Source organism: Catellatospora bangladeshensis (assembly GCF_016862575.1).
GTDB classification, from domain to species: Bacteria; Actinomycetota; Actinomycetes; order Mycobacteriales; family Micromonosporaceae; genus Catellatospora; species Catellatospora bangladeshensis.
In genome coordinates this window covers 123,464-147,881 of sequence record NZ_BONF01000029.1, presented here as the reverse complement: position 1 = coordinate 147,881, position 24,418 = coordinate 123,464, and the positions used below count along the sequence as shown (strand labels likewise).

Genomic DNA, 24,418 nt, shown 5'->3' with positions numbered 1-24,418 from the left:
GCCGTCAGCCCCAGAGCCGGTGTGTGCCCATACCGGCCAGGCCGTGGTATGCCCAGCGGCGCAGCAGCCGCCACTGGATGAGCACCGCCATCACGGTCAGGATCAGGGTCAGCGCGGCGACCGCGGCGGCGTAGCCGTAGCGCAGGTACTCGAAGGCCTCCTGGTAGATCACCAGGGACAGGTAGGTCGTCGCGTACGGCGGAGGGCCGCCGTTCGTCACGACCAGCGCGGGGATGAACGACGCCTGCAGGCTCGCCACCGTGTCCCGCAGCACCAGGACGGCGAGCACCGGCGCGAGCAGCGGCAGCGTGACCCGGCGCAGCACCTGCCCGGCACGGGCCCCTTCCAGCTCGGCGATCTCGTACGCCTCGGGCGGCAGCGCGAGCCGGGCGGTGAGCACGATGACGAACGTCTCGCCGATCGTGAACAGGCTCATCAGCACGATGCCCGCGCGGGCGTCCTCGGGGTCGGTCAGCCACTGGGGCGGCAGCGTGCCGAACATCGTCCGGCCGTTCTCGCCGCCGAGCAGAAGCAGCTGGTTGACCGGTCCCTGCAGGGGATTGAGCAGCCACAGCCACATCAGCCCGTAGGCGAGTTCCGGTACGGCGCCGGGCAGCAGCACCGCGGCCCGTGCCGTGCCCGCGCCCCGGGTCCGGCGGTGCAGCAGCAGTGCCAGGCCGACCGCGAGGACCAGGCGCAGCGGTACGGAGTACGCCAGGTAGGACAGCGAGTTGCCGACCGCGGCGTGTACCGCCGGATCGCGGGCCAGCTCGGCGAAGTTGTCCAGGCCGATGAACTCCGAGGTGGCGATGAGGTCGGTGTGGGTGAACGCCATCGTCATCGTGGCCGTGGCGGGCAGCAGCACGAGCAGGGCCAGCCCGGCGAGGTACGGCGCGAGCATCAGCACGAGCTGGCGGCGGTCGCGGTTCACCGGGTGGCCGCCTCGGCGGGCAGCGGGATCCGCTCGCCGGTGATCGCGTCGAAGGCGTGCAGGTGCTCGTCGGCGACGTGGACGGTGACCCGGTCGCCCGGCGCGGGCCGGGTTCGTGCCGGAACCCGGGCGACCACGGCGTGTGCGCCCAGGCGCAGGTGGACGAGTGCGTCCTCGCCGAGGACCTCGACCCGCTCCACCTCGCCGATTGCGCCGTCCGTCGTGCTGCCCGCGGCGATCACGGTCACGTGCTCGGGCCGTACGCCCAGCTCGGCACCTGCCGCCGTGCCCGGCGGGCGCAGCGGCCCGTCGGCGGGCAGCAGGTTCATGCCGGGTGCGCCGACGAAGGAGGCGACGTAGCGGGTGCGGGGGCGGTGCCACACCTCGTCGGGGGTGCCGAGCTGCTCGATGCGGCCGTCACGGAGCACGGCGATCCGGTCGCCGAGGGCCATGGCCTCGGACTGGTCGTGGGTGACGTGGACCGTCGTGGTGCCGAGCCGGTCGTGGACCGCCCGGATCTCGGTGCGCATCGAGGTGCGCAGGGCGGCGTCGAGGTGGGCCAGGGGCTCGTCGAGCAGGAACACGTCTGGTTCGCGTACCAGCGCGCGGGCCAGTGCCACCCGCTGGCGCTCGCCGCCCGACAGCTGGTGCGGGCGGCGGGCGAGCAGGTCCGCGCAGCCCACTGATGCTGCTGCGGCTGCCGCGCGGTCCGCGGCGGCGCGGCGGTCTGCGCCGCGGATGCGGTGGCCGAACGCGATGTTGTCGGCCACGGTCAGGTGCGGCAGCAGCGAGTACGACTGGAACACCATGGACACGTTGCGTTGTCCCGGCCGCAGCGCGGTGACGTCGCGCCCGCCGATGGCGACGGTCCCGGCGGTGATCCGGTCGAGCCCGGCGACGGCCCGCAGCAGCGAGGACTTGCCCGCGCCGGAGGGGCCCAGGACGACGAGCAGCTCGCCCCGGGCCACGGTGAGGTCGATGCCGCGCAGGGCGGGGATCGTCCCCCGGGTCAGGTGCACCCCGCGCAGGATCAGCCCTGCGGTCATCTGCTCGCCGCGCCGCGTTCGAAGACGGTGCGGGTCGCCGCGTCGAGGTCGCGGATGACCTTGTCGAGCGGGTCGCCGTGGAAGAACGCGTTCTCCAGCACCTTGCCGGTGGCGTCCTCGATCTCGGGCCAGGTCGCGATGGTCGGCACGGGGCGCAGTGCGGGGATGGTGTCGAGGAAGATCTGCGAGCGGCCCGGTGGCGTGCCGGGGGACAGGAACGCGGCGGAGGTCGCCACGGAGATGCGTGAGGGGACGGTGCGCCCGGTCTTGGCCATGAGGGTGGCGCCGGGGTCGCTGAGCGCGTATTCGAGGAAGCGCCAGGCCGCGTCCTGGTTGGCCGACGTCCTGGTCATGCAGTAGGCGTCGCTGTGCAGGATGTTGGCCGGGGCGCGGTACTGCGGCAGCGGGGCGACGTCCCACTCGAACCCGGTGATCGCCCGGAAGGCGGTGGTCACCCGGCGGGAGGAGACGAACATGGCCAGCTTGCCGGCCGCGAACCGGGCCTCGTAGTCCTGGGCCTCGACCTCGACGTCGGAGGGGACGACGCCGATGCGGGGCAGTTCCAGGAAGTCCTGCATGACCTCGCGGGCCTGGGGTGTGTCGAGGGTGAGCCGGGTCGGCGCGTTCGGGTCGTCGACGATGTCGCCGCCGTTGGACCAGATGAGCGGCGCCATCCGGATCAGCTCGGGGGCGATGCCCAGCCCGTGCACCGCCACCGGTGTCCCGGCGGTCTCGGGCTCCCCGGCGCGGACGGTCCGGCCGCCCGCGTCGCGGGTGAGTGCCTGCGCGGTGGCGACCAGGTCGTTCCAGTGCCATCCCGCGGCCGGTTCGGCGACCTCGTACTGCTTGAACAGGGTGCGGTTGTAGTAGACGGCGAGGCTGGAGATGTTCTGCGGCAGGCACATCTGCTCGCCCTGCCAGCGGAAGGCGCCCATGGCCTGGGGGTAGAAGTCCTGCTCGTGCAGGCTGGCCGAGGCGGCGAGGCGGGCGGTGACGGGCGCGAGCGCCCCCTTGACGGCGAACTGGCCGTAGTTGCGGTAGTTGATCAAGAACAGGTCGGGTGGGGAGTTGCCCGCGATGGAGGTGGACACCTTGGTCATCAGGTCCTTGGCGGTGCTCGCCTCGATGAGGGTGACCCGGGCGCCGGGCGTGGCCTGCTCGTACGCAGCGGCCAGCGCGCGGTAGGCGGCGAGCTCGTCGGGGGTGCCCGCGACCAGCAGGGACACCGGGTCGGCGGTCTGCTCGGCGGTGTCGGCGCACCCGGCGGTGACGGTGGCGGCGGTGAGCGTGGCGAGCAGGCTCAGCAGGGCGGCGGTTCGCTTCACGGGGCTCCTTCGGGGCCGTAGGCGTGCAGGAAGCGGTGCTGGGCGACACCGATGACGAGCAGGGCGGGCAGGGTGGTGAGGACGGCTGCGGCGAGGAACACGGGCTGGTTGTGCGGATCCATCGCGGCCAGGGCGCGCAGCGCCAGCGGCAGGGTGAACACGGCACGGTCGTAGAGGTAGACCATCGGATCGAGCACGTTGGACCAGGTCAGCACGAAGGTGAGCGCGGCGAGCCCGGCGGTGACGGGCCGGACCTGGGGAAGGGCCATGCGCCGCCAGGTCTGCATCGGGGTGAGATCGGCCAGCCGGCACAGGTCGTAGCTGTCGGCGGGGATTGCCCGGAACGCGAGGTAGTAGATCACCGGGTAGAGCGGTGAGGTGGCGATCAGCGCGGGTGCGATCAGCGGCACGAGCGTGTCGGTCAGGTGCAGCGTGCGGAACAGCACGAAGCGGGGCAGCAGCAGCGCGGTGGCGGGCACGGTCATGGCGAGCATGGACAGGGCGATGACGGTGGCGGTGACGCGGCGGGGCAGCTGGGTGAGGGCGAAGCCCGCCAGGGACGCCACGAGCAGGCTCAGGGGTACGCCGACCGCGGCGACGATCATCGAGTTGGCGGCCGCGCGTACCAGATCGCCTTCGTGGATCGCCTGGTCGTAGGCGGCGGTGCCGACGCTGTCGGGGATGAGCGGCGGTGCGATGACGGGCGGCTGCCCGGGTTCGCGCAGCGACCCGGTCAGGAGCAGCAGCAGCGGCGACAGGAAGATCACCGTGACGGCGGCGGCGCCGTAGGCCCGCCGGCGGCGGTGCGGTGCGGGAGCGCGGCCCGGCGGTGTCATGGGCGGGCGTACCCGATCGCGGCCGGGCCGTGCCAGAAGCGTGCCACCTTGGAACCGTCCCTAGAGGTTTCCATGCATCGATGCGTAGCATTGCATGTCTAGCCGAGGTGGGGAATATGAAATCATCGATCAGTTTCGGTGTCACTGTCCTGCTCGGCCTGTCGCTGGTGGCCTCGGCCGACGCGCACGGCCTGCCCGCCGACGTCGTGATCGGACCCGACGTCGCCGCCCTCGAAGCGCTGGAGGGGGCCGCAGGCCCGTCCGGTGCCGACGAGTGGTTCATGACCCAGCGCCTGGGCGCCGACCCCACCGGCGACCTCGTGAAACTGGCAGGCCGGTCCCGCGCCCAGGCCGAGCGGATCCGCGCCGGCGCGTCCAGCTTCGCCGCGCTGCCCGCCTGGCAGTCGATGGGGCCGACGAACCTCGGCGGCCGGGTCACCGACCTGGTCGTCGACCCGGCCGTCGCCAACACCGTCTACGCCGCCACCGCCTCCGGCGGCGTCTGGAAGAGCACCGACTCCGGCACCACGTTCAACTACGCGTGGAACACCGCCATCACCCAGGCCATCGGCGCGATCGCCATCACCAGCACCGGCGTCCTGTACGCCGGGACCGGCGAGGCCAACCCCGGCGGTGGCAGCGCCTCCTTCCCCGGCACCGGCGTCTACCGCTCGACCGACCGCGGCCTGACCTGGCAGTCGATCGGCCTGACCGGCACGCACCGGATCGGCCGGATCGTCATCGACCCCACCAACGAGAACCGCATCCTGGTCGCCGCCACGGGCAACCTGTATGTCGCGGGCGGCGACCGGGGCCTCTACCGCACCACCGACGGCGGCGCCAGCTGGACCCAGATCCTCGCCGGGGCCAACGCCACGACCGGCGCCTCGGACGTCGCCCTCGACCCGGCCGACCCCAACCGCATCTACGTGACGATGTGGGACCACCAGCGCATGCCCGCCAGCCGCCGCTACGGCGGGGTCGGCTCGGGCCTGTACCGGTCCACCAACGGCGGCACCAGCTTCACCCGCCTGGCCAGCACACTGCCGCCCTCCGGCACCAACGTGGGCCGCATGGGCGTCGCCGTGGCCAAGAGCGACCCCAACCGCCTCTACACGATCGCGGCCAACGCCACCGGCAACTTCCTCGGCTTCTGGACCTCCACCGACCGCGGCGACAACTGGACGAAGATCACCAACACGACGGCGCTGAACTCGTCGCAGTCCACGTTCGGCTGGTGGTTCTCGCGCATCTTCGTCGACCCGGCCGCACCCCAGCACATCTGGGTGCCCGGCGTCCCCATGCTGGAATCGACCAACGCGGGCGGCAGCTGGACCAGCAACTCCAGCTCCTTCCACGTCGACCAGCACGCCGTCGCGTTCGACCCGCGCGTCGCCGGGCGCGTCTTCATCGGCAACGACGGCGGCATCTACCGCTCCACCGCCAACGGCTCGCTCAGCGGCGCCTGGACCAAGACCACCCGGCTGGGCAACATGCAGTTCTACACCGTCGCCGTCTCCCAGCAGGACGTCACCCGCATCAGCGGCGGCCTGCAGGACAACGGCTCGGTCCGGTCCTGGTCGGCATGGGGCTCCTACTACGGCGGCGACGGCCTGCAGAACCTCATCGACCCCACCAACCACCAGAAGGTGTACGCCTGCTCGCAGAACGGCTCCTGCGGCCGCTCCACCAACGGCGGCAACTCGATGAGCAGCTTCGGCTCGACCACCTCCGACCGCCGCGCCTGGCTGACCCCCGTCGTTTTCGACCCGTCGAACCCGGCGATCATGTACTACGGCGGCAACCGGCTCAACCGCTCCACCAACTCGGCGCAGAGCTGGACCGCGATCAGCGGGGACCTGAGCCGGGGCAGCAGCGGCAGCACCACCTACAACACCATCTCGACGATCGCCGTCGCCAAGACCAGCCCCGCGACCATCTACGTGGGCACCGACGACGGCCGCATCTGGGTCACCCGCAACACCGGCAGCACCTGGACCGAGATCGGCACCGCGCTGCCGCAGCGCTGGGTCACCCGGCTCACCGTCGACCCGGCCGACGCCAACCTCGTGTACGCCACGCTGTCCGGATACACCACCGGCGACATGGCCGCCCACGTGTACCGCACCACCAACGGCGGCACCAGCTGGCAGAACATCTCCGGCAACCTGCCCAACGCGCCCGTCAACGACCTGGTCCTCGACCCGCAGAACCGGGCCGCGCTCTACGTGGGCACCGACGTGGGCGTCTTCACCTCGACCGACGCGGGCGCCACCTGGTCCGCGGCGGGCACCGGGCTGCCTACGGTGTCCGTGATGGACCTCGCGACCGCGGTGTCCAGCGGCCGTACCCTGATCACGGCCGGCACCTACGGCCTGGGCGTCTACCGGCTCGACGTCGGGGCGCCCGTCGCGTGACGCCCGGCAGAGTCCGCTGACCGGCTACGGCACGGAGGCCGGGTTCGCGGGCCGGGCCTGCCGCCGGGCGGCGAAGCTCACGGTGCCGGTGGTGCGGTGCTGCCGCGTACGGTGAGTGTGGTGGCCAGCTCCAGCCCCGCCTGCGGTGGCCGCTCGCCGCGGCCGAGGGCGAGGGCGAGTTCCGTGGCGGCTGCGGCCATCTCCGTGAGGGGCTGGTGAACAGTGGTCAGCGGGGGATCCACCAGCGAAGCGATCGGGAGGTCGTCGAAGCCGACCACGCTGACGTCCGCCGGGATCCGCAAGCCGAGCCGCCGCGCCGCCTGGTAGACCCCGAGCGCCTGCAGGTCGTTGCTGGCGAAGATCGCGGTCGGCCGGTCGGGGCGGTTCAGCAGCGTCATCGCGGCGGCTTGGCCGCCCTCCTGGGTCAGGTCGGCGACGGCGACCAGGCCGGGGTCGGCTGGAAGGCCGGCGGCGGTCAGCGCGGACCGGTAGCCGTCGACCCGGGCCTGGCAGCAGAGGATCTCGCGGGGACCGGCGATCATGCCGATGCGGCGGTGTCCGAGGTCTATCAGGTGGCGGGCGGCTGACCGGCCGCCGGTCCAGTTCGTGGCGCCGACGAAGGGCACGCCGTCGGGCAGTTCGGTGGTGGGGTCGACGACGACGAACGGGATGCCTCTGGCCCGCAGCTGGTTGCGCTGGTCCTCCGACAGCTGGGCCACGGTCACGACGCACGCCGGGCGCCGGGCGACGGTGTCGTCGATCCAGTAGTGGATCGTGCTGCGCTGCGGCCCGAACTCCGTCAGCACGACGCCCAGGCGGTGTTCGCGGGCGACGCTCTCCACCCCGCGGATGATCTCGATGCCCCACAGGTGCTGCAGCTCGTCGAACACGAGCTCCATGACGTTGCTGCGGGTGGCCGATGCGGGTCTGCGGTATCCGTACTGGTGGACGAGCGCTTCGACGCGTGCGCGGGTCTCCGCGGCGACGCCGGAGCGGCCGTTGAGCACTTTGGACACGGTCGGGATCGACACCCCGGCGGACTCGGCGATGTAGGAGATCGTCACCGGCCCGGCCGGGTGGGGGAGCGCGAGTCCGGTGTCGGGCACGGGCGGGTCTGACTCGGCGTGCGACAACCCGGCTCCCTCCGTCGTGTCCCCCGCCGCGTCCGCACGGCCGGGGCCGGACGGCGCCCGGCCCCGCTCACGGCGCAAGGATAACCTCTGCCGAGGTGGGCGAGCCGACCTCGATCGGTGCGTAGTCGAACCAGTCGAACCGTACGGTGCCGGCCGCGGCGTACATGCCGAGCACCCGGCCCGTGAAGCCCCCGGCCACCTCGGTCGACAGGTACCTGCCGTCGAGTTCGGCCAGCACCTCGAACGTTCCGTCGGGGTGCTCGACGCCCAGCCGGATGGTGTCGGGCTCCCTGCACGGCTGCCAGTGCGCGGACGGCGAGGCGATCACGTCCATCCGCAGCAGCACCGGTCCGGGTGCGACCGCGCGGTCGCCGAGCACCGTCCGCAGGGAGGACGCGCGCGCGGACACCTGCACCCGGCCGTCGCCGGCCTCGATCTCGTAGTGGTGCGCCTCGTCGAGGCGGGCGGCCAGGCCGCCGCGGCCCGCGGTGGCGTCGAGCAGCGTGCGTACGGTGCAGGACAGGTGCTGCTGGCGCCGGCCGACGAACATGACGTCAGGCTGGTCGAGCGAGGCGCCGCGGGCGTGCAGGGTAAGCCAGCCCGAAGGTTCGGTGAGCGACCACAGGTCCTCCGGGCGCGACCGCACGGAGATCCATTGCGGGTGTAGGCGCGGGGAGTCGAAGTCGTCGCGACGCGGGGGCGCGGGCACGGGCCGGGCCGGCCATGGCGGCGCCGGGAGGGCCGCCTCGACGCGGCCGACGACGGGCCATCCGTCGGTCCAGGTCACCGGTGTCAGGAACGTCTCCCTGCCCAGGACGTGCCAGCCGGGCGTCCCGCCCCGGGGACGTACCCCGAGCAGCATCAGCCACCACGACCCGTCGGGGGCCTGGACCAGGTCGGCGTGCCCGGTGTTCTGGATCGGATGGTTGAGGCCGCGATGCGTCAGGATCGGATTCGCCGGGCACGGCTCGAACGGGCCGTCCGGCGCCGGGCCGCGGGCGATCGACACCGCGTGGCCGCGTTCGGTGCCGCCCTCGGCGATCAGCAGATACCAGTGCTCGCCTATCCGGTACAGGTGGGGTGCCTCGGGCGCTTGGGCGTCGGGGCCGCCGGACCACAGCCGGCGGGGCGTGCCGAGGGTCCGGCCGGTGTGCGGGTCGATGCGTGTCTGCTCGATGCCGGCGTACGTGCACCAGCAGCGGCCCTGGTCGTCCCAGGCCAGGTCCGGGTCGATGCCGCCGATGCCGGGCAGCCTGATCGGCTCCGACCACGGCCCGGCGGGGTCGACGGCGGTGAACAGCATGGTGCCGCCGCCCGGTGCGACGTTGGTGGTGATCAGCCAGAACCGGCCGTCGTGGTGGCGCAGGGTGGGGGCGTACACACCGGCCGAGGACGGCGTCTCGGGGGGCAGGTGCAGCTGGCCGGGCCGGTCGAGCGCGTTGCCGATCTGCTCCCAGTGCACCAGGTCCCGGCTGTGGAAGAGCGGCACGCCGGGGAAGTACTCGAAGCTGGAACAGGCCAGGTAGTAGTCGTCGCCGACGCGGCAGACGCTCGGGTCGGGGTGCATGCCCGGGATCACCGGGTTGCCGAACACGCCGCCGGGCCGGTCTGAGGCGACGGCGGAGGTGTCCGCAGGGGATGGCTGTGGCGAGTTCATGAGGTTGTCTCCGTCGGTGTGCGGTCGGGGCGATCGCGGCGAGACGGCATCGTCTGCGTCTGCCGGGCTGAACCCGGTCGAATTCTCTCTGCCGAAGGAGAGAAACTTTCCAGGCACCTCACGACACTTTCTGGCGGAGCGTAATGACGCTCGGCGATATCGTCAATGGACACAGGTGGTCACCCGCCGATCGCCGCGCCCGATTCCTGGTCGGGGGCATGAGCATTGACGTGTATCTAGGAAAGGCGTAGCGTCCGGGCCGAAACTTTCGCTGTGAGGATGGCGAAGGTTGATCGCTGCGGGAGCCAAGCAGCGTCGCGGACACAGAGGCAGCTGGCCGCGAGGCACTCGAACATGCCGGCGCGATGCGCAGGCGGCTAACCGGCCGCCGGGCCGCCCTCGCGCGCGGATCACCTGTATGGACCAGCAGCTCGTCCGGGTTGCCCGGCTCCTGGCTGAGCGCCGCCTGCACCCGCCATCGGCTGTGCGGCGACCGCCTGACACGCCGTCCAACCCGTACCTGCCGACCTCAAGGACGATCATCATGACCCTGCAGAACACGCGCCGGACGAGATGGCGCGCAGCCGTCGTCGCCGGCGGCGTCGCAGCACTGCTCACCGCCGGCATGGCCGCGGCGGTGAGCGCCCAGGCCGCCGCCGGATGCCAGGTGGCGTACTCCGTGTCCGCACAGTGGCCGGGCGGCTTCACCGCCAACGTCGACGTCACCAACCTCGGCGATCCCGTCAACGGCTGGAACGTGCGCTGGACCTTCCCGTCCGGCCAGCAGGTGACGCAGGCGTGGAACGCGGCCGTCACCGCCTCCGGCGGGCAGCAGACCGCGACCAACATGAGCTACAACGCGGCGATCGGCACGAACGCGACCGTCTCCTTCGGCTTCAACGGCTCCTGGTCGGGCAGCAACAACCCGCCCACGGCCTTCTCGCTCAACAACGTCACCTGCACCGGCACCATCGGCGGCACACCGTCGCCGTCGAACAGCCCGTCGACCCGCCCTTCGCCGTCCGCCTCGGCCTCCGCGTCGCCCTCGCCGTCCACACCACCCCAGCCGGGCGACCCGATGGCGACGGTGGCGGCGATGCAGCCCGGATGGAACCTGGGCAACACCTTGGACGCCATCCCCGACGAGACCGCGTGGGGCAACCCGCTAACCACCCAGGCGCTGCTGCGCCACGTTCGCCAGCAGGGGTACAGGAGCATCCGGATCCCGGTCACCTGGTCCAACCACCACGGCCCGGCCCCGGCGTACACCATCGACAGCACCTGGCTGAACCGCGTCCGGCAGATCGTCGACTGGTCGCTGGCCGAGGACCTGTACGTGATGATCAACCTTCATCACGACTCCTGGCAATGGATCAACGCCTACCCCACCGACCGCGCCAACGTGCTCGCCAGGTACAGCGCACTGTGGACCCAGCTGTCCGGCGCCTTCCGCGGCTACCCCTCCCGGCTGGTCTTCGAGAGCATCAACGAACCGCAGTTCGCGGGCACCTCCGGCGACGAGCAGAACTATCAGGTGCTGCACGAGCTGAACGCCGAGTTCGTGCGGATCGTGCGCCGGTCGGGCGGCGGCAACGCGACCCGGCTGCTCGTCCTGCCGACCCTGTTCACCAACGCCGACCAGGGGCGCCTGGACGCGCTGACGGCGACGTTCCGGCAACTGGGCGACAGCAACGTGGCCGCGACGGTCCACTTCTACGGATGGTGGCCGTTCAGCGTCAACATCGCCGGCGGCACCCGCTACGACGCTTCCGTCGAGCAGGACCTGATCGCCACCTTCGACCGGGTGCACGCGACCTTCGTCGCCCACGGCATCCCCGTCATCATCGGCGAATGGGCCCTGCTCAACTGGGACCACAACCGGCCCGGCATCATCGAGCGGGGGGAGTTCCTCAAGTTCCTCGAGGCCGTGGGCTACCACGCCCGGATCAGGAACCTCACCACCATGGTGTGGGACGCGGGCCAGTTCCTCAACCGCAGCGAGCTGCGCTGGCGCGACCCGGGCGTGTTCGCCATGATGAAGACCAGCTGGACCACCCGCTCGGCCACCGGGTCCACCGACCAGATCTACGTGCCACGCAGCACGGCGATCACCGCCAAGAGCATCACGCTCAACCTCAACGGCGCCTCGTTCACCGGCCTGCGCCAGGGCACTGTCAACCTGGTCAGCGGCAGTGACTACACGCTGTCCGGCAACGTGCTGACGCTGACCGCGGCGGCGGTGACGCGGCTGGTCGGCAGCCGCGCCTACGGCGTCAACGCGACCCTGGAGGCCAGGTTCTCCCAGGGCGAGCCGTGGCCGATCAGCATCATCACCTACGACCCGCCGAGCCAGGCGGCGGCCTCGGGCACGACGAGCTCCTTCGCGATCCCGACGCAGTTCCGCGGTGACCAGCTGGCCACCATGGAGGCGAAGTACGCCGACGGCACCAACGCCGGACCGGCCGACTGGACGTCGTACAAGGAGTTCTGGACCCACTTCCAGCCCGACTACGCCGCCGGCACCCTGCTGCTCAAGCCCGAGTTCTTCAACGAGGTCCGGGACGGGACGGTCACCCTGACGTTCCACTTCTGGAGCGGGTCTCAGATCACCTACCGGATCACCAAGGCGGGAACCGCGGTGACCGGCACCAGCAGCTGAGACGGACAGGCAAGACGTGGGCCGGCGGCCTCACACGCGGGGCCGCCGGCCTGTCATCGCCCGTCGACCGGGGCCAGGGGCTCCAGCGCGGGGCCCTGCAGCACGGCACCGTCGACGTCGAAGCGGGAGCCGTGGCAGGGGCACTCCCACGTCCGGTCGGCGTCGTTGAAACCGACGACGCAGCCCAGGTGGGTGCAGGTGGCCGACACCGTGTGCAGCGCTCCGGTCTCGTCGCGGTAGGCGGCGCAGCGGCGCCCGCCGACCTTCACGATCGCGCCGCGGCCGGGCGCCAGCTCATCGAGCGTGGTGTCGGGCTTGGCGAGCCGCTCGCCGACGAGGTTCTTGGCGACGGTCCCGGCGGCCTTGGCCAGTGCGGGCGCCTCCTTGGCCGGGCTCAGGCGGTGCGGGTCGTACAGCTCGGCCCAGTCGGGCAGGGCGCCGTCGGTGATGCGGGCGGTCAGCAGGTCCGCCGACATCATCGAGTTGGTCATGCCCCAGCCGCCGAAACCGGTCGCGACCCACACGTGGTCATGCCCGGGGAACCGGCCCACGAACGGGACCTTGTCGCTGCTGGTGTAGTCCTGCGCGGACCAGCGGTAGGCCACGCCCTCGATCGGGAAGCGCTCGCCGGCCCACACCGTCAGGGCGGTGTAGCGCTGCTCGATGTCGCCGTCGCCGGGCTGGTAGGTCTCGCCGGTGACGATGAGCAGGCGGCGTCCGCGGTCCAGGGGCGCGGTCCGCACCGAGCGGTCGTCGTCGATGCCGAGGAACATGCCGCCCGGGTCGGCGTCCGCGGGGATCGGGGCCGCGACGACGAGTTCCCGTTTGGGGAGCAGCCGGGTGAACAGTTCCGGCCGGTCGAAGGCGGGAAAGCCGGTGGTGACGACGATGTCGTACGCGGTGAGCTGCTCCCCGTCTGCGAAGGTCAGCGTGCCGTCGCCGATCTTGGTGACGCGGGCCTGCTCCACGATGCGCCCGCCGAGCCGGACCAGGTCTTCGGCGAGAGCCAGCAGGAAGCGCCGTGGGTGGAACTGTGCCTGGCCGGTGACGCGCACGGCCGCGGCGACGGCGTAGGGCAGGCCGGTGTCGGTGACGAACTCGGCGGGCAGACCCGCCTCGGCCGCGGCGGCAGCCTCCTCGCGCAGCGAGGCCACCGCTTCGGCGCCCACCCCGTAGGTGTATGCCGTGCGCGCCTCCCAGTCGCAGCTCGCGTCGATCGCGGCCGCCACCTCGTGCAGGCGGGCGAGAGCCGCCTGCTGCGACCGGGCGTAGAGCCCGGCCCTGTCCGCGCCGAGCTTGTGGTAGACGGCGCTGTGCAGCGCGGTGACCTTGGCGGTGGTGTTGCCGGTGGAGGCCTGGGCGATGCGCTCGGCTTCGAGGACCACCACCCGCCGCCCGGCACGAGCCAGGGACCAGGCGGTGCACAGCCCGGCGATGCCCCCGCCGACGACGGCCACGTCCACGTCGCGCAGATCCGCCGCGGGCAGGGTGGGGTACGAGGTCGGCGGGGTGCTGCTCAGCCAGTAGGAGATGTCGTCTGCCATCGTTCGCTCGTACCCAGCGCGGCCCGGGGCAATCCCCGATGCCGTGCCGGATCCCCGTTCGGACGCGGTGCGCGGCGCGCGCGGGGGCAGCAAGCGGCTCGCCGTCCCCGGGGCCGGCGAGCGCGGCGCACCGTCAGGTCAGCGGTCCGTGACCGATCCGTCCTCATCGAGCGGCACCTCGTGCATCGCGAGCTCCTCGGCGCTGGCTCCACCGCCCGCGGCGCCCGCGTCGTAGGCGACGGCTTCGCCTTCGGTGTCGGACTCCAGCCCCTCGTCCGGTGCCACGAGCCGGCCGACCAGGCCGCCGGTCAGCGGGTCGTCGCCCATCCGCTCGTACATCGATACCTGGGAGTCCAGGTGCGGATCGACGGGCGCCTCGTCGCGAAGCTGCCGGTCGATCGCGGGCTGCTCGTCGTCCACGGTGTCGGAGCTGTCGGCCGGCCGCCGTAGGGCGCCGTCGTCGATCTCTTCGAGGACATCCGGTTCCTCACGCGCCAGGCGGGCTTCCAGGGCTTCACCCTCCGGCCGCTCGCCGCCCGTGGCACCGAGCTCGTCGACGGCCAGTGGGCCGCCTTCGCGGTCGGCGGGCAGCGGCGCCGCGTCGGGGCCGTCGGCCTCGCGGACGGAGTCGACCTCGTCGTAGGCGTTGGAGTCCGGGTCGGCATACTCCGGTATGCCATCGGCCTCCGTGTCCGAAACCGGATGCGGGTAGCTGTCCTGACGTGCCATGTGCCCGGAGTACCCGCTACCCGCCTGCTCAAACCGATCATGATCCGGGGCCGGGTTCATGTCGCGCCGGTGATCACCAGTTCGTTGCCTTCGGGGTCGGCCACGCGCCGGCGATCGTCCGACTCGTCAAGGAGCCGGCCACCGGCTGCGACGATCGTGGCCAGGCGCGTCCGGGCGAGATCCGGCGGCACGGCGAGCTCGAAGTGGATGCGGTTGCGCTGCCGTCGCCGCTCCGTCTCGGAGGCGTCGATCTCCTGGAACACCAGCACCGGGTTCAGCCGCCGCGGATCGTGGATGTCGCTGACCCCGGCTCGCCGGTCGGGGGTGTAGCCGAGCGCGGCGGCCCAGAACGCGCGGACCGCGGCGACGTCGGCGGCGTCGAGGAACAGCTGAGCGAAGCGCGGCAGCCCCGGCTCCGCGATCGCTCCGAGTTCGCGGGCGGCGGTCTGGAGGTTCGCGGCGAGGCCGGCGAAGTCGAGGCCGAGGCCGTGGGCGTCGCCGTCCCACTGGTCCTTGCCGCTGTCGATGATCACGAGCCCGGGGCGCAGGTCGACCAGCAGCGGGAAGCCCACGCCGTCGGCCAGCGCCGCTGCCGCGGCCGCCAGATCGCGCTGCCGAGCCGGCGAGCTGACGCGGTAGCACGCCATCGCGCTGAACACCGCCTGCCAGTCGGCCGTCCCGGCGCTTTCGCCGAGCGCCCCACCCGGCACCAGGTCGACCTCGTTGCCGTCGGGGTCGGCGTGACGGACCCCGTACGGTCCCGATGCCTCACCGAGACCCGCCTGCTCGACGGCCGCGGCCGGGCGTACCACGTCGAGGTGGACGCGGTTTCGCAACGGCCGTGGCTCGGCCGACTGCCGGATCCGTATGGCGGGGTCGCGCCGCAACGGATCGGCCAGACCCCCGTCCTCGCCGGGCACGTAGCCGAGCACGCGCTGCCAGAACCGGCTCACCGCGGGCGGGTTCGCGGATTCGAACACGACACTCAGGTGCTGCGGCACGGCGGGGTTCGCGGCCAGCCCGAGCTCACGCGCGGCCGCCGACACCGCCTCGGCGTGCCCGGCCGAGTCGAGGCGCACCCGCAAACCTGTCGCACGCAGGTCGACCACGATCTCGGCCGACACCTCCACGATGCGCCCGGCCAGCGCAGCACCCTCGGTCAGCGAAGGCGCGTCGAACCATGCCGTCGCAACGCCGTCGACCGTCCGCCAATCCGATCCGACTCCTGTCATGCCCGGCACTGTAGAGCCCGCGGCGGACGAACTCCCTCCGAACGATGATCGTGTCCAGACCGGTGATACGTCGACCTCACCGTCAACGGCGCCGGACTGTAGCGGATCCGTTGCGGCGGATACGATCTGCGCCGTGGCGCCGAAGATGACGTGGCTGAACGAACCTGGTGAGTGGTCACACGAAGGCGACGTGATCCATGCCGTCACCGAGCTGAGGACGGACTTCTGGCGCAGGACGTTCTACGGGTGGGTCACCGACAACGGGCACTTCTACCACCGGCCCGTGACCGGTGACTTCACCGCCGAGGTCACCGTCTCGGCCACCCACACCACGCTGTTCGACCAGGCCGGCCTGATGGTCCGGGCCGACGAGCGCAACTGGCTGAAGACCGGGCTTGAGGTCACCTCGGGCGCCGTGCATGTCAGCACCGTCTACACCCGCGAGTTCTCCGATGTGTCGATGGCGCCGGTCCCCGGCCATCAGGGCGAGATGTCGATGCGGGTGACCCGCTTCGGCGAGGCCGTGACCGTCCACTGCCGCAGCGCGGCCGGTCCGTGGCGGCTGCTGCGCCTGGGTCACCTCGACCTGCCCGAGACCGTCGACGTCGGCGTCATGTGCTGCTCGCCGGAGCGTGCCGGGCTGGAGGCCACGTTCCGGGAGTTCCGGATCGGGCCGCCCATCCCGAGGGAGAACCTGGAATAGGGCTGCCGTTCGGAAAGCTGACACCGGCCGGGCCCGGCGGCTGCTCCCCGTGTCGCTGCCGTTTTAGGGCCGGGTCAAGCTGAATTGGGTATTCTGAGTCAATGGTCACGGTTACGGCAAACGAGGTAAGGGTGCTCGCCCGGTCCCGGGCCGTCGATCCGGTACTCGCCCTGGTCGATGACGAGATCGTCGTGATCCCCGCAGCGGAGCTGGCCGGGAACGGCAGGGTCCTGTGCACTCAGCAGACGCTTGTCCGCGAGCTGGGCGCCGAGGTCAGCGACATCGAAGCCGAGCTGTTCGCCGGGCGTCTGACCAACCTTCTCAACGACTGAGCCGGACGGGCGGCGCGGCTCGGTGCCGCACCGCCCGTCAGGACATCAGCAGAGGCCTTCGCAACCGCCGTCGCTGGGCGGCGTACCCGCGTCCCTGGGGCTGGGCAGCCCCGGGTGGTACTCCGGCTCGGCCTTGGCGGCCCGCCTGGGCTCGGTCAGCACGAACAGCTCGCCCACGGTGCCGTCGATCAGCATGATCGTCGAGGGATTGTTCGGATTCTCCGGGTCCCCGTCCATGTCGGGGGCGTTCCATCCCTCGACCACCTTGACCGCCGCACCGCGCAGGCGCAGCACACCGTCGACGTCCTCCTGCGTCACCATCACGTTGTACGCCTGCTCAGGGTCGACGTACTTCTTTCCGTCGGTGTAGCTGGTGCACTGCTTGCCGGTGGAGTCGCAGACCGTCGTGGTGGTCGTCGTGGAGGTCGCGCCGCTGGAGGAGGTGCGCTCGGTCGTGCGGGTCGAGGTCGAGCCCATGAGGTTGCCGTCCTCGTCGCGGATGTACTCCGTCACGACGGTGACCTCGGTCGACGACCCGTCCTTGTTCTTGCGGTACTCGGTGCTCTTGGACTGGAGCAGGTTGCCGTCGCTGTCCAGGACGGTCTCGTCCTTGTGCACGACCTCGGTGGAGCCCTCCATGTGGCTCTCGCCGTGGCTGGTCCGGGTACCCGCGTTGTTGCCGTTCTTGTCGGTGATCTCGGTGCTGGTGCCGTCCTTGTCGTGGGTGACGGTCTCCTTGGAGCCGTCGCCGTAGACGCGCACGTCCCTGCCGAACCAGTCCTTGTACCTGTCGACGACCCCGCCCCCGAAGACGTGGTCCCTCGGGTCCTTCGCGCCGGCGCTGATCAGGCTGGTCTTGATGTTGGTCAGCCGGATGCCCGGCTGCTCGTCCGGTCCGAAGCCCTCCACGCCGAGGGAGAAGCCGCTTTGCTCGGGCGAGATGCCGAACTTGCTCAGCTGGTCCTTGGAGATGCCGAGCCGGCTGAGCACGTCGCCGCGCTCGTGGAGCGGGAACGCCCCGAGCGGGTCGACGCCCAGCTCCTCGCGCGCCTTGATGATCTCGGCGGGGATCGCCACCATGGCGGCGAGCCCGTACTCGAATGACGGCAGCTTGCGGTCGATGAGCAGCTCGGCGATCAGCTTCAGGCCCGGCCGGCTGGCCGGGTCGTACGGGTCGGTGCCGGCCAGCAGCTCGTCGGCGTCGCAGACCCCGTCGTGGTCGGAGTCGACCACCGACCAGGCGACGTAGCAGGCGGTCGGGTCGCACAGCCGCAGCGTGCTGTACTTCTCGGCCGGCTCCTCGACGGCGGCCGCCGGGGTGATCACATGTACTGCCAGGGCTGCCACCAGGGCAGTCGTCAGACCTGCTCGGAACAGGTTTCGCATCATGCGCGAACGATCCCACCGGCCCCGGCGGGCCGCCGCTCTCTGTCCGCAACGCGCCAGAACCCGTCCAGCCGGATCGCCCGAGATCGGCGAGGACGCCGGGAGGGTCGGCACGGGATGAACCTTCACAACGGCGGGGGAGTCTGCTTAACTGTCTGCACCCGACGGGAGAGCGCTCTCCGATCGTATTAGGACAGCTGGGAGGTGATGGCACGCAGGCTTTTCGGTCGCGGCCGCCTGAGTCCGCTCAGGACATGCGGTCGCATCCCAGTCTGAGGCCCACCGTGCCCCGGTGTGGCTGACAGCGCACGGACCAGACGTGATCGGCGCACGTCTTCATAGTTCTCTCTACGGGAGAGGTGCAACCGATCATGCTCCTACGCAGAGTGCTGCTCTGTGTCACCCTCGTGCTGGCCGCGGTCGGCTTCAACGTCGCCCCCGCGCAGGCCGCCCCCGACTTCACGGTGCTGATCTTCAGCAAGACCGCGGGGTTCCGCCACGACTCGATCCCGGTGGGCATCACCGCGATCCAGCAGCTCGGCACCGCGAACAACTTCGCGGTCGAGGCCACCGAGGACGCCACCCAGTTCAACGACGCCAACCTGGCCAGGTTCAAAGCCGTGATCTGGCTGTCCACCACCGGCGACGTGCTCGACGCCACCCAGCAGGCCGCGTTCGAGCGCTACGTGCGCGCCGGCGGCGGGTACGTCGGCGTGCACGCCGCCTCCGACACCGAGTACGACTGGGCCTGGTACGGCAGCCTGGTGGGCGCGTACTTCGCCAGCCACCCGGCGATCCAGCCGGTCACGGTGCGCATCGAGGACACGGCCCACCCGTCCAACGCCGGCATCCCGGTGAACTGGGCCCGGACCGACGAGCTGTACAACTACCGCACCAACCCGCGCGCGCAGGTGCGCGTGCTGGCCAACCTGGACGAGTCCACGTACACCGGTGGCAGCATGGGCGCCGACCACCCGATCACGTGGTGCCGCGCCTATGACGGCGGGCGCTCGTGGTACACCGGCCTCGGGCACACCCAGGCGAGCTTCAGCGAGACCCACTTCCGCACCCACCTGCTCGGCGGCATCCGGTACGCGGCCCAGGGCACCGGCAACTGCACGCCCGGCGGCACCCCGCCGGTCGGCACGTTCAGCCAGGTGACGCTGGCCAAGGGCGTGGCCGAGACGGGCGAGCCGATGGGCCTGACCGTGCTGCCGAACCGGGGCGTGCTGCACACCTCCCGCGACGGTGTCGTCCGGTACACCGACGTCAACGGCAACACCAAGGTCGCGATGAGCCTCCAGGTGTACACCCACGACGAGGAGGGTCTGCAGAGCATCAAGGCCGACCCGAACTTCGCCACCAACCGGTGGGTGTACATGTACTACGCGCCGCCGCTGAGCACCCCGGGCGGCGACGCGCCGGCGACCGGCACGGCGGCGCAGTTCGCGCCGTTCAACGGCTCGAACAAGCTGGGCCGGTTCACCGTGCGCGACGACTACACGATCGACCCGGCGTCGCTGGTCACCATCCTCGACGTGCCGACCAGCCGGGGGCAGTGCTGCCACGTCGGCGGTGACATCGACTTCGACGCGGCCGGCAACCTGTACCTGTCCACCGGCGACGACACCAACCCGTTCGACTCGGGCGGCTCCGCGCCGATCGACGAGCGGGCCGACCGCAACCCGGCGTTCGACGCGCAGCGCACCGCGAGCAACAGCAACGACCTGCGCGGCAAGGTGCTGCGGATCAAGCCGGGCGCGACCGGCGGCTACACCATCCCGGCCGGCAACATGTTCGCGCCGGGCACGCCCAACACCAGGCCCGAGGTGTACGCCATGGGCTTCCGCAACCCGTTCCGGATGAGCGTGGACAAGGCCACCGGGGTCGTCTACCTCGGTGACTACGGCCCCGACGGCGGCGCCGACCCGAACCGCGGACCGGCGGGCACGGTGGCGTTCGAGCGGATCACCGCGCCAGGCTTCTTCGGCTGGCCGTACTGCTCGAACTACAACACCCCCTACCACGAGTACACGTTCCCCAGCGGCCCGTCGCTCGGCCTGTTCAACTGCGCGGGCGGCCCGACGAACAACTCGCGCAACAACACGGGCATCACCACGCTCCCGCCGTCGCAGACGGCCTGGCTGCCGTACGGCGGCGCGGGCCCCTGGCGGCCCGAGCTGGGTGGCGGCGGCCCGATGGGCGGCCCGGTCTACAACTTCAACCCGGCGCTGGTCTCGGACGTGAAGTTCCCTGCCTCCTACAACGGCAAGGCGTTCCTCGGCGAGTTCACCAGCCGCTGGATCAAGGCGGCCACGATCAACGCCAACGGCACCGCCGGTGCGATCGACCCGATCCCGTGGTCCGGGACCGCGATCATGGACATGGAGTTCGGGCCGGACGGCGCCCTGTACGTGCTCGACTACGGCACGACCTGGTTCGGCGGCGACGCCAACTCGGCCGTCTACCGCATCGAGTACAACAACGGCGGCAACCGGGCGCCGATCGCCCAGGCCACGGCGAACCCGTCCACCGGGGCGGCCCCGCTGACCGTGCAGTTCAGCTCGGCCGGCAGCAACGACCCGGACGGCGACGCGATCACCTACGCCTGGGACTTCACCAGCAACGGCAGCACCGACTCGACCGCGGCCAACCCGACGTTCACCTACGCGGCCAACGGCGAGTACACCGCGACGCTGACGGTCCGCGACACCGGCGGCCGGATCTCGACGGCCAGCGTCGTCGTCGGCGTCGGCCGGCCGGGGATCCAGATCGTCATCCCGGGCAACGGCACCGTGTTCCAGTTCGGCGACCTGGTGCCCTACGAGATCCGGGTCACCGACCCGAACGTCGGCACCGTCGACTGCAACCGGGTCGTGGTCAACTACGTCCTCGGCCACGACAGCCACGGACACCCCATCACCAGTAAGAACGGCTGCACCGGCTCGATCCAGACCACGGTCGACGGCGAGCACGACGCGGCCGCGAACATCTTCGGGGTGCTCGCCGCGGTGTACACCCCGCCCACCGGGACGGCGGTCCAGGCCCAGCACGTGCTGCAGCCGCGGACCCGGCAGGCGGAGCACTACAGCACGATGAACGGCGTCCAGATCGCCGCCAAGGCCAGCGCACACGGCGGCAACGCCGTCGGCTACATCGAGAACGGCGACTGGATCTCGTTCACGCCGTACAACCTGACCGGCGTCACCGGGTTCAAGGCGCGTGTCGCCTCGGCCGGGGTGGGGGGCACGCTGACCGTACGGGTCGGCTCGCCCACCGGCACGGTCGTGTCCACGGTGCCGGTCGCCCCGACGGGCGGCTGGGAGACCTGGGTCGACGTGACCGGCACGGTGACCGTACCGACGGGTACCCAACTGCTGTACCTGGTGTTCACCGGGGCCGCCACCGGCTCGCTGTTCGACATCGACGATTTCACCTTCACCTCCGGCGGCACCCAGCCGCCGACGGGGACCAACCTCGCCCTGAACCGCCCGGCGACGGCGTCGAGCGTCGAGGGCGCGTACACCGCGTCGGCGGCGGTGGACGGTTCGCTGACCACCCGTTGGAGCAGCGCGTTCGCCGATCCGCAGTGGATCCAGGTCGATCTCGGCCAGTCGTATGCGATCAACCGGGTGAAGCTGACCTGGGAGGCCGCGTACGGATCGGCGTACCAGATCCAGACCTCGGCCGACGGCACGACCTGGACGACGGCGCGGTCGGTCACCGGCGGCGACGGCGGGGTCGACGACAACACGGGGCTGACGGCCACCGGACGGTACGTGCGCATCAACGGCACGGCCCGCGGCACCGCCTGGGGGTACTCGCTGTTCGAGTTCGAGGTCTACGGTGACAGCGGCCCGCCGCCGACCACCACCAACCTCGCGCTGAACAAGCCGGCCACCGCATCCAGCGTGGAAGGCGCGTTCACGGCCCCGGCGGCGGTGGACGGTTCGCTGACCACCCGCTGGGGCAGCGCGTTCGCCGACCCGCAGTGGATCCAGGTCGACCTGGGTCAGTCGTATGCGATCAACCGGGTGAAGCTGACCTGGGAGGCCGCGTACGGATCGGCGTACCAGATCCAGACCTCGGCCAACGGCACGACCTGGACGACGGCCCGCTCGGTGACCGGCGGTAACGGCGGCGTCGACGACAACACGGCACTCGGCGCCACCGGCCGGTACGTGCGCATCAACGGCACGGCCCGCGGCACCGCCTACGGCTACTCGCTGTTCGAGTTCGAGGTCTACAGCTGACCGCGTAGGCAGGCACGGCACCGGGCGCGGAGGACCGTTCAGGTCCTCCGCGCCCCGCCCCGTCGTGCTGTCGGCGGGGCGGGGTGGGTCCGGATCACGTCGGCGGCCGCGTATCGTAGGCGACCCTCATCGTGAACCAGGAGTCGTCAGCCATGCCACCCCAGACGCCAGCGGAGATCATCCACAGTGAGCCGGTGCCGGCTCCGGCAGGCCGCGAGATCGCCGCTCCCGGCCGGGCGCCGCACGCCCAGATCATCGGCCTCGGGGCGTACCGGCCGCGCCGCGTCGTCACGAACGAGGAACTCTGCACCTCGGTCGACTCGACCGACGAATGGATCAGAACGCGGACCGGGATCGCGGAACGCCGCTGGGCCGAGCCCGACGAGACCCTGGTGGCCATGTCCGTCCAGGCGGCTGCCGCGGCGCTGGCCGACGCCGGGATCGCCGCATCCGACGTGGGCTGCGTGGTGCTGGCCACGGTGACCCACCTCGAGCAGACTCCGTCGGCCGCCGCGCTGATCGCGCACCAGCTCGGAGCCGTCAACGCCGCGGCGTTCGACATCTCGGCCGGGTGCGCCGGATTCTGCCACGGGGTGGCGCTCGGCCGGGACCTGGTGCAGGGCGGCAGCGCCGGTCATGTCCTGGTCATCGGTGCGGAGCGGATCTCCGACTTCATCGACCCGCAGGACCGGACGACGGCCTTCATCTTCGGGGACGGAGCGGGCGCAGTGGTGATCGGCCCGGCTGGGCGGCCTGGCATCGGGCCGGTCGTGTGGGGCGCGGACGGCAGCCAGTACGGCGTGATCGGCCAGACCCGCGACTGGAAGGCGTTCATGGAGGACCCCACCGGTCCGCGGCCCTTCATCCAGATGTCCGGGCAGCAGGTGTTCCGCTGGGCCTCCTACGAGATGGTGCCCGTGGCGAACAGGGCGCTGCAGGCCGCGGGCATCACCGTGGACGAGCTCGACGCCTTCATCCCGCACCAGGCCAACATGCGGATCATCGACGCGATGGTCAAAGCGCTCAAGCTCCCTGAGGGTGTGCCGGTGGCCCGCGACATCGCCGCGATGGGCAACACCTCCGCCGCGTCGGTGCCGCTGGCGATGGAGCGGATGCGGCGTGACGGTGAAGTCCCCCGAGGCGGGACGGCGTTGCTGGTGGGCTTCGGCGCGGGGCTCTCCTACGCCGCGCAGGTCGTCCGGCTGCCCTGGGGCTGATGCGGTGCCGCCGACGTCCGGCAGCCGCCCGGAAACGGATCCACGGCAGCGGATTGATGTATACATTTCCATATGCGAAACAAATTGATCCGGTTCACCGTCGCCGGACTCGTCACCGGCCTGCTGTCCGCCACGGCCGCCGCCACCCCTGCGGCGGCCGACCCGGCGCCCCGGACCACCAAGGGCCCCTGCCAGTACGCCGAAACCCCGGACGACCCGCCGGCCCGGCCGGTGGGGCTGCCCTTCGACCCGCGTCACCAGCAGACCTGGAACACCCACGTCGTGCTCAACACCAGCCACGGCAAGATCACGATGACGCTGGACGCCGCCAAGGCGCCCTGCACCGTGCAGAGCTTCGAGCACCTGATCCTGCACCGGTTCTACAACAACACCAGCTGCCACCGGCTGACGGCGTACCCGACGCTGAAGGTGCTGCAGTGCGGCGACCCGTCCGGCACCGGCAGCGGCGGCCCCGGCTACCAGTACAAGGACGAGCTGCCCACCGACCTGCCGCCCGTGCCCGACCGGCCCGACCGCGTCTACTACCCACGCGGCACCCTGGCCATGGCCAACGCCGGACCGAACACCAACGGCAGCCAGTTCTTCCTGGTCTACGCCGACTCGATCCTGCGGCCCAACTACACCGTCTTCGGCACCATCGACGAAGCCGGGATGGCCGCCCTGGACGCGATCGCCGCCGGTGGGATCCAGCCGACGCCCGAAGACCCCGCGCCCGTGGACGGCGCCCCCGCGCTGACCGCCGACATCCAGCGAGCCTGCGTACACCTGTTCCCGCTGCCCTTCTGCTGAACCGGCCCCGCGCCTCCGCCGACGACGGAGGCCGCCTCGCTGGGCTCGGGCCGAGTCCGGGCCCAGCGAGACATGCGGCCGGAGCATCACCGGGCCTGCCGTGCAGACGTTCATCCGTGCGTAGCCGCCCGGCGGATCGGCGATCCCCCGCGGCCGGTGCGTGCCGGTCCCGCCCGGACAGGACACCTGATCCTGGCCGGCCGGGACC

17 protein-coding genes are annotated in these 24,418 nt (G+C 71.4%); 7 read left to right on the top strand and 10 right to left on the bottom strand.

Going from position 1 to position 24,418, the window contains the following annotated elements:
- Positions 1 to 4: 4 nt before the first annotated feature.
- The 4 genes from Cba03nite_RS24315 to Cba03nite_RS24300 are packed head-to-tail and all read right to left on the bottom strand — an operon-like array spanning position 5 to position 4,138.
- Positions 5 to 901: a carbohydrate ABC transporter permease gene (locus Cba03nite_RS24315; RefSeq protein ID WP_203750626.1), complete on the bottom strand. Its 897-nt coding sequence runs from the start codon at positions 899 to 901 to the stop codon at positions 5 to 7.
- Between the two features lie 26 nt (positions 902 to 927).
- Entirely contained in the window at positions 928 to 1,977 is a 1,050-nt protein-coding gene (locus Cba03nite_RS24310) for an ABC transporter ATP-binding protein (protein WP_203750538.1), read from the bottom strand.
- On the bottom strand, positions 1,974 to 3,302 hold the full coding sequence (locus tag Cba03nite_RS24305; RefSeq protein ID WP_203750534.1) for an ABC transporter substrate-binding protein: 1,329 nt from the start codon (positions 3,300 to 3,302) through the stop codon (positions 1,974 to 1,976). Before Cba03nite_RS24305 ends, Cba03nite_RS24310 begins: the two co-directional genes overlap by 4 nt.
- Positions 3,299 to 4,138 (bottom strand): carbohydrate ABC transporter permease, encoded by an 840-nt coding sequence (locus Cba03nite_RS24300; protein WP_203750531.1) that lies wholly within the window; start codon positions 4,136 to 4,138, stop codon positions 3,299 to 3,301. Before Cba03nite_RS24300 ends, Cba03nite_RS24305 begins: the two co-directional genes overlap by 4 nt.
- A gap of 116 nt (positions 4,139 to 4,254) precedes the next feature.
- On the opposite strand from Cba03nite_RS24300, the gene Cba03nite_RS24295 reads away from it, so the two are divergent.
- Positions 4,255 to 6,555 carry a WD40/YVTN/BNR-like repeat-containing protein gene (locus Cba03nite_RS24295; protein WP_203750528.1) on the top strand — a complete coding sequence of 767 codons (2,301 nt, stop codon included), beginning with the start codon at positions 4,255 to 4,257 and terminating at the stop codon, positions 6,553 to 6,555.
- A gap of 77 nt (positions 6,556 to 6,632) precedes the next feature.
- Here the strand turns inward: Cba03nite_RS24295 and Cba03nite_RS24290 are convergent, their stop codons facing one another.
- Positions 6,633 to 7,688 (bottom strand): LacI family DNA-binding transcriptional regulator, encoded by a 1,056-nt coding sequence (locus tag Cba03nite_RS24290; RefSeq protein WP_239125986.1) that lies wholly within the window; start codon positions 7,686 to 7,688, stop codon positions 6,633 to 6,635.
- Positions 7,689 to 7,755: 67 nt separating this feature from the next.
- A complete protein-coding gene (locus tag Cba03nite_RS24285; protein WP_203750525.1) occupies positions 7,756 to 9,345 on the bottom strand; it encodes a glycoside hydrolase family 43 protein in 1,590 nt (529 codons plus the stop codon).
- A 544-nt stretch (positions 9,346 to 9,889) separates the two neighbouring features.
- Here Cba03nite_RS24285 and Cba03nite_RS24280 point away from each other — a divergent pair.
- On the top strand, positions 9,890 to 12,004 hold the full coding sequence (locus Cba03nite_RS24280) for a cellulase family glycosylhydrolase (RefSeq protein WP_203750522.1): 2,115 nt from the start codon (positions 9,890 to 9,892) through the stop codon (positions 12,002 to 12,004).
- A gap of 53 nt (positions 12,005 to 12,057) precedes the next feature.
- On the opposite strand, the gene Cba03nite_RS24275 is transcribed toward Cba03nite_RS24280, so the two are convergent.
- The 3 genes from Cba03nite_RS24275 to Cba03nite_RS24265 all read right to left on the bottom strand — a co-directional run bounded on the left by Cba03nite_RS24275 (position 12,058) and on the right by Cba03nite_RS24265 (position 15,509).
- A complete protein-coding gene (locus tag Cba03nite_RS24275) occupies positions 12,058 to 13,548 on the bottom strand; it encodes an FAD-dependent oxidoreductase (protein WP_203750518.1) in 1,491 nt (496 codons plus the stop codon).
- A 138-nt stretch (positions 13,549 to 13,686) separates the two neighbouring features.
- Positions 13,687 to 14,277: a DUF5709 domain-containing protein gene (locus Cba03nite_RS24270; RefSeq protein WP_203750515.1), complete on the bottom strand. Its 591-nt coding sequence runs from the start codon at positions 14,275 to 14,277 to the stop codon at positions 13,687 to 13,689.
- A 56-nt stretch (positions 14,278 to 14,333) separates the two neighbouring features.
- Positions 14,334 to 15,509, bottom strand: coding sequence for a VOC family protein (locus tag Cba03nite_RS24265; protein ID WP_203750513.1), 1,176 nt, complete (start codon positions 15,507 to 15,509; stop codon positions 14,334 to 14,336).
- Between the two features lie 133 nt (positions 15,510 to 15,642).
- On the opposite strand from Cba03nite_RS24265, the gene Cba03nite_RS24260 reads away from it, so the two are divergent.
- A complete protein-coding gene (locus Cba03nite_RS24260) occupies positions 15,643 to 16,212 on the top strand; it encodes a DUF1349 domain-containing protein (RefSeq protein ID WP_203750511.1) in 570 nt (189 codons plus the stop codon).
- 131 nt (positions 16,213 to 16,343) lie between these two features.
- A complete protein-coding gene (locus tag Cba03nite_RS24255; protein WP_203750510.1) occupies positions 16,344 to 16,544 on the top strand; it encodes a hypothetical protein in 201 nt (66 codons plus the stop codon).
- A gap of 45 nt (positions 16,545 to 16,589) precedes the next feature.
- Here Cba03nite_RS24255 and Cba03nite_RS24250 read toward each other — a convergent pair whose 3' ends face one another.
- Positions 16,590 to 17,933 carry a thrombospondin type 3 repeat-containing protein gene (locus Cba03nite_RS24250; RefSeq protein WP_203750508.1) on the bottom strand — a complete coding sequence of 448 codons (1,344 nt, stop codon included), beginning with the start codon at positions 17,931 to 17,933 and terminating at the stop codon, positions 16,590 to 16,592.
- A gap of 368 nt (positions 17,934 to 18,301) precedes the next feature.
- Here Cba03nite_RS24250 and Cba03nite_RS24245 point away from each other — a divergent pair, with 368 nt between their 5' ends.
- The 3 genes from Cba03nite_RS24245 to Cba03nite_RS24235 all read left to right on the top strand — a co-directional run bounded on the left by Cba03nite_RS24245 (position 18,302) and on the right by Cba03nite_RS24235 (position 24,210).
- Positions 18,302 to 22,183, top strand: coding sequence for a ThuA domain-containing protein (locus Cba03nite_RS24245; RefSeq protein ID WP_203750506.1), 3,882 nt, complete (start codon positions 18,302 to 18,304; stop codon positions 22,181 to 22,183).
- A gap of 194 nt (positions 22,184 to 22,377) precedes the next feature.
- Positions 22,378 to 23,400: a beta-ketoacyl-ACP synthase III gene (locus tag Cba03nite_RS24240; RefSeq protein WP_239125985.1), complete on the top strand. Its 1,023-nt coding sequence runs from the start codon at positions 22,378 to 22,380 to the stop codon at positions 23,398 to 23,400.
- 72 nt (positions 23,401 to 23,472) lie between these two features.
- On the top strand, positions 23,473 to 24,210 hold the full coding sequence (locus Cba03nite_RS24235; protein ID WP_203750502.1) for a peptidylprolyl isomerase: 738 nt from the start codon (positions 23,473 to 23,475) through the stop codon (positions 24,208 to 24,210).
- Positions 24,211 to 24,418: the final 208 nt, after the last annotated feature.

What these genes read in the sequence shown, in the direction of transcription:
- Cba03nite_RS24315 (WP_203750626.1), bottom strand. Translation starts at nt 901, where the DNA reads ATGCTCGCGCCGTACCTCGCCGGGCTGGCCCTGCTCGTGCTGCTGCCC.
- Cba03nite_RS24310 (WP_203750538.1), bottom strand. Translation starts at nt 1,977, where the DNA reads ATGACCGCAGGGCTGATCCTGCGCGGGGTGCACCTGACCCGGGGGACG.
- Cba03nite_RS24300 (WP_203750531.1), bottom strand. Translation starts at nt 4,138, where the DNA reads ATGACACCGCCGGGCCGCGCTCCCGCACCGCACCGCCGCCGGCGGGCC.
- Cba03nite_RS24295 (WP_203750528.1), top strand. Translation starts at nt 4,255, where the DNA reads ATGAAATCATCGATCAGTTTCGGTGTCACTGTCCTGCTCGGCCTGTCG.
- Cba03nite_RS24285 (WP_203750525.1), bottom strand. Translation starts at nt 9,345, where the DNA reads ATGAACTCGCCACAGCCATCCCCTGCGGACACCTCCGCCGTCGCCTCA.
- Cba03nite_RS24280 (WP_203750522.1), top strand. Translation starts at nt 9,890, where the DNA reads ATGACCCTGCAGAACACGCGCCGGACGAGATGGCGCGCAGCCGTCGTC.
- Cba03nite_RS24275 (WP_203750518.1), bottom strand. Translation starts at nt 13,548, where the DNA reads ATGGCAGACGACATCTCCTACTGGCTGAGCAGCACCCCGCCGACCTCG.
- Cba03nite_RS24270 (WP_203750515.1), bottom strand. Translation starts at nt 14,277, where the DNA reads ATGGCACGTCAGGACAGCTACCCGCATCCGGTTTCGGACACGGAGGCC.
- Cba03nite_RS24265 (WP_203750513.1), bottom strand. Translation starts at nt 15,509, where the DNA reads ATGACAGGAGTCGGATCGGATTGGCGGACGGTCGACGGCGTTGCGACG.
- Cba03nite_RS24250 (WP_203750508.1), bottom strand. Translation starts at nt 17,933, where the DNA reads ATGATGCGAAACCTGTTCCGAGCAGGTCTGACGACTGCCCTGGTGGCA.
- Cba03nite_RS24245 (WP_203750506.1), top strand. Translation starts at nt 18,302, where the DNA reads ATGCTCCTACGCAGAGTGCTGCTCTGTGTCACCCTCGTGCTGGCCGCG.
- Cba03nite_RS24235 (WP_203750502.1), top strand. Translation starts at nt 23,473, where the DNA reads ATGCGAAACAAATTGATCCGGTTCACCGTCGCCGGACTCGTCACCGGC.